Genomic DNA, 4,539 nt, shown 5'->3' with positions numbered 1-4,539 from the left:
ACGTTCGAGCGGACGGTGCCCCTGGAGGAGAGGGAAGCCGTCCAGGAGCTGGTACGTGATCCCTACATGCTCGAGTTCCTTGAAGGCGACGAGGGACTCAAGGAGAGAGATCTCGAGGGCAGGCTCCTGATCCACCTTGCACGGTTCCTTCTCCGGAGGAGGTTCGCACGCAACTGCCAAGCGCTCAGCAGCTGGCGTCGACCGTGTCGTCCGCGTAGGAGTAATGACGAGCGCGTGAGGAGTCATGACTGCCGTATGTTGCGCGCTGGTGCTCATGAGTCGGTCAGCCTGCGGGTAAGTGGCGGGTGACGCCACACCGATGAACCTGGGATGACCCGTTCCTTGCCGTCTGTGAGGGTCGAGCCAACGGGCGAGCGATCAGGTCGACTGGCGGGTGATCAGCGTGGTCGGAACGGTGATCGCGGCCGGACTCTCGCCGTCGATGACGGTGAGCAGAAGCCGGACCATCTCCGAGCTGATCCGATCGTACGGCTGGCGCATGGTGGTCAGCCGCGGGTACAGATTCTCCGCCATGCCGGTGTCGTCGAATCCGCCGACGGACACATCACCGGGCACCGACCGCCCCTGCTCCGCCAGCGCACCGAGTGCTCCGGCGGCCATGAGGTCGGACGCGACGAACACGGCGTCCAGGTCAGGGCGGCGTTCGAGCAGGCTCGTCATGGCTAGGTACCCACTACCCCGGCCGTAGTCGCCGTGCGCCACCAGCGTCTCGTCGTAGTCGTCACCGACGACGTCGCGATATCCGGCCAGCCGTTCTACCCCACCGGGCGTGTCCATCGGACCAGTGATGGTGGCGATCGTGCGTCGGCCTCGTTCGAGCAGGTGCCGGGTCATCTGGCGGCCACCGTCGCGGTCGTCGGCGGCGACGTAGGCTACCCGGCCCTCGAACCCGAGCGGCCGACCGCACGCCACGGTGGGCACACCCGCCCGCAGCAGGTTGTCCACCAGTGGGTTGCCGGAGTGAGTCGAGACCAGCAGCACGCCGTCGACGTGTCCGGCCGCCAGGTAATCCTGCACCCGACGCCGTTCCGCGGGCGTGCCGGCGATCATCAGGACCAGGGTCATCTCCCGATCGGCCAGCGCCTGCGTTGCACCGCGCAGCAGCACGGAGAAGTTGGGGTCCTCGAACAGCAGGTGCTGCGGCTCGGTGAGCAGGAAGGCGACCGAGTTCGACCGGCGCGTGGTGAGACTGCGGGCATGCTGGTTAACCGAGTAGCCCGTCTCCTTGATCGCCCGGTTGACGGCGGCCAGCGCGGCCGGGCTCACCCAATGGCCGCCGTTGAGCACTCGCGAGACCGTGCCGCGAGAGACACCGGCGGCCGCAGCGACGTCACGGATGGTGGGACGTCGCAACCTGTTCACGCTTTTGCCCACATCAGGGAGGATACGGTGTCGGCCAGCATAGAGCGTCAGTTCTTGGTCGCGCCCGCGGCCAGGTCGACCCGCCAGTAGCGCTGCAATGTCAGGAAGAGCGCGATCAGCGGAATGATAGACAGCAGCGCACCGGTGACCACGAGGGTGTACAACGCCGGCTGGGATGCGCCCTGATTGAGCAGTCCGGACAGTCCGACCGTCAGCGGGAACAGCCGGTCGTCGCCGAGCATGATGAACGGGAGCAGGAAGTTGTTCCAGATGGCGACGAACTGGAAGAGGAAGATCGTCACCAGCCCTGGCAGCATCATGGGCATGGCCACGACGCGGAAGATGCGCAGATCGTGCGCGCCTTCTGTGCGCGCCATCTCTATCACGTCGTCCGGGACGGCGGCTGCCGTGTAGATCCTGGCCAGGTAGATGCCGTACGGACTAAGGATGCTCGGCAGCAGCACCGACCAGTACGTGTTCGTCAACTCGACCTGTGCCAAAAGCAGGTACTGCGGGACGGCCAGGACGACCCCGGGCACCAGCACGCCCGCGAGAAGCAGGTTGAAGACGACGCGCTTGCCCGGGAACCAGTACTTGGCCAGGGCGAAACCTGCCAGCGCGGAGACGAGCGTCGACGCCAGCGCTCCGACACCGGCGTACAGCGCCGTGTTCAGCATCCAGCGCCAGAACAGCCCGTCCCGGTACCCGGAGAGCTCGGCGATGTTGTCGAACAGGTGCGTGCTCGGAGTGAACGTGAACGTGGAGAAGAGCTCCGCGCCGCTCTTGGTGGAGGCGACGAGCACCCACGCCACCGGCGTAAGGCAGTACAGCGCGCCGAGCATGAGGAGCCCGGTGGCCAGCCAGCTCGGCCGTTCTCCCGCTCCGCGGCGCGCGGTTCGGGACGGCCCGGTCGTGGGCGTGGCCGACGCCGACGCGGTCGCGATCGTGGACATCACCGGTCACCTCTCCTGCTCGAACGCACGACGTTGGACCAACCTGAGAAACCCGAACGAGACCACGAACGTCGCGACCGCGAGGATGACCGATGTCGCCGCGGCCGAGTAGATGTCGTCGCGGGTGAAGGCGTCGCGGTAGACCTTCATCAGCGGGGTCCACGTCGTGGAGATCGTGTTGGTGAGTGGCCGTAGCGTCGTCGGCTCGGCGAACACCTGCAATGTGGCGATCATCGAGAACAGCGTCGTCATGATGACCGCGGGCATGATCGTCGGGATCTTGATCCGGCGAGCGATCTGGATCTCACCGCAGCCGTCCAGCCGTGCTGCCTCGTACAGCTCAGTTGGGATGGCCTTCAGAGCCGTGTAGAGAACCACCATGTTGAACCCGACGCCGCCCCAGAGCGCGATGTTCGCGACGGCGAAGATCACGCCTCTCGCGGAGAGGATGTCTGGGAGCCCGACGCCCAGCTTGTCAGCGGCGAAGTGGAACGGGCTGACAGCCGGCAGATAGAGGAACCCCCAGAGCAGTGACGCGATGACCGACGGCACCGCGTACGGCAGGAAGATCGAGATCCGGGAGAAACTCTTCGCCCGGGACCGGCGCGAGTCCAGCATGAGTGCGAACATCAGCGCGAGCCCGATCATGGTCGGCACCAGGATGGTGCCGTACAGCAGGATCCGGCCCACGCTGCCGAGGAACTCCGGATCGTCGAGGGCGGCGCTGTAGTTGGACAGGCCCGCCCAGACTTCGGCCCGCGACGCGGGGCCGAGGCCCAGCCCGCTCATCTCGACCGATCGGAAGCTCAGGTAGAGGGCGTAGCCGATCGGCAAGGCGAGGAACAGCAGGAACAGTGTTATCGCGGGCGCGAGGAAGCCGTAGGGCACGGCTGCCCGTCGGCGCCTCCTTCTTCGCTGATCATGGATGATCGGCGGCGCAGTCGTCGTCGCAGCCATCGAATCTCCAGTGAGTGTGCTGAGTAGCGAGCATGGTTGTGGGGATGGGCACGCAGGGGCGCGCCGTGAGAGGCTCCGGCGCCTGCGGCACGGCCGCGCCGGTCTGAACCATGCGCCGGAACCTCACGTCCTATCTCTCGACGACGTTGTAGCCGCTGTCTGCCAGGTCGCCGTACGTGGTCTCGTCGATCGCAGTGACGGCGTCGACGAAGGCCTGCTGTGAGCGCGCCTCGGCGGCGTCGGCGAACTCGTCCGTATACTCGCTGTACGCGACGTTGACGTTGGGGCCGTAGGAGAAACCGTTGACTGTCTGGGCGATCTCCCCGGCCAGCTCGTAGAAGTCTGCCTGCTCGCTGAAGAACGACGGCGGCTCGGCCAGCGCTTCGGCTTGGTGAGTGACGTTCGCCGGGTAGATGGCGCTCTCGGTCACCAGCGCCTTGACCGCCTCTTCGCTGGTGTTCAGCCAGGTGGCGAACTCGACGGCAGCGGCGACGTTCTCGGATTGACTGGTAACCGCCGTCGTCGATCCGCCCCACGTGCCGGTGGCGGGGGCGTCGGGGTCCCACTGAGGGAGTGGTGCCATCTGCCACAACCCCTCGGTGTCGCCGGCATTTCCCTCCAGCACGCCCGGTGCCCAGACCGCGCCGACCCAGCCGACCTGCGTGCCGTCGTTGAGGGCCGCGTTCCACTCGGGCGTGTACATCGGTTTGTTGTCGATGACGCCCTCCTCGACCAGGCCGCCCCAGAACTCTGCCACCCGTTGCGTCGGCTCGTCGTCGACGTTGACCGCCCAGGCGTCGCCCTCGATGCCCCACCAGGACGCACCGGCTTGCTGGCTCAGCCCGGCGAACCATCCTGGGTCGCCGGACGAGAATGTGCCGAGGTAGGCCGACGGATCCTTCTCCTGCAGCTCGCGTGCCACGTCGGCATACTCGTCCCAGGTGGTCGGCACCTCGAGATCGTGCTCGTCGAAGACGTCCTCGCGGTAATAGAACATCATCGGTCCGGAGTCCTGCGGGATCGCGTACACGGCCTCCGTGTCGAGGGTGACCTGGGACCAAAGCCCCTCTGGGAACTCGTCGGCGATGCTTGGGTCAACCTCGCCGGAGATGTCCGTGAGGGCCTCGCCGGCGATCAGCGTCGGCAGCGCCTGGAACTCGGCCTGCATGAGGTCCGGCGCACCGCTGCCGCCACGGATGGCAGTGAGCACCTTGGTGACGACGGGCTCACCGCCGTCTTGCTCGTG

4 protein-coding genes are annotated in these 4,539 nt (G+C 66.6%); all 4 read right to left on the bottom strand.

The genetic code is table 11. From position 1 onward, the window contains the following. Window positions 1-378 precede the first annotated feature (378 nt). Window positions 379-1,395, bottom strand: coding sequence for a LacI family DNA-binding transcriptional regulator (locus ELR45_RS23230; RefSeq protein WP_129668453.1), 1,017 nt, complete (start codon window positions 1,393-1,395; stop codon window positions 379-381). A 35-nt stretch (window positions 1,396-1,430) separates the two neighbouring features. Beyond that, complete coding sequence (locus tag ELR45_RS23225) at window positions 1,431-2,336, bottom strand: carbohydrate ABC transporter permease (RefSeq protein ID WP_129668452.1); 906 nt, start codon at window positions 2,334-2,336, stop codon at window positions 1,431-1,433. A 6-nt stretch (window positions 2,337-2,342) separates the two neighbouring features. Further along, window positions 2,343-3,293 carry a carbohydrate ABC transporter permease gene (locus tag ELR45_RS23220; protein ID WP_129668451.1) on the bottom strand — a complete coding sequence of 317 codons (951 nt, stop codon included), beginning with the start codon at window positions 3,291-3,293 and terminating at the stop codon, window positions 2,343-2,345. A gap of 130 nt (window positions 3,294-3,423) precedes the next feature. Continuing rightward, window positions 3,424-4,539: ABC transporter substrate-binding protein (locus ELR45_RS23215; protein ID WP_129668489.1), on the bottom strand; the 1,116-nt coding region annotated here is incomplete at its 5' end.

Source organism: Phytoactinopolyspora endophytica, assembly GCF_004138495.1.
GTDB lineage: Bacteria > Actinomycetota > Actinomycetes > Jiangellales > Jiangellaceae > Phytoactinopolyspora > Phytoactinopolyspora endophytica.
Note: the sequence above shows the minus strand (reverse complement) of the source record. Positions and strands in the feature narration are given on the sequence as shown.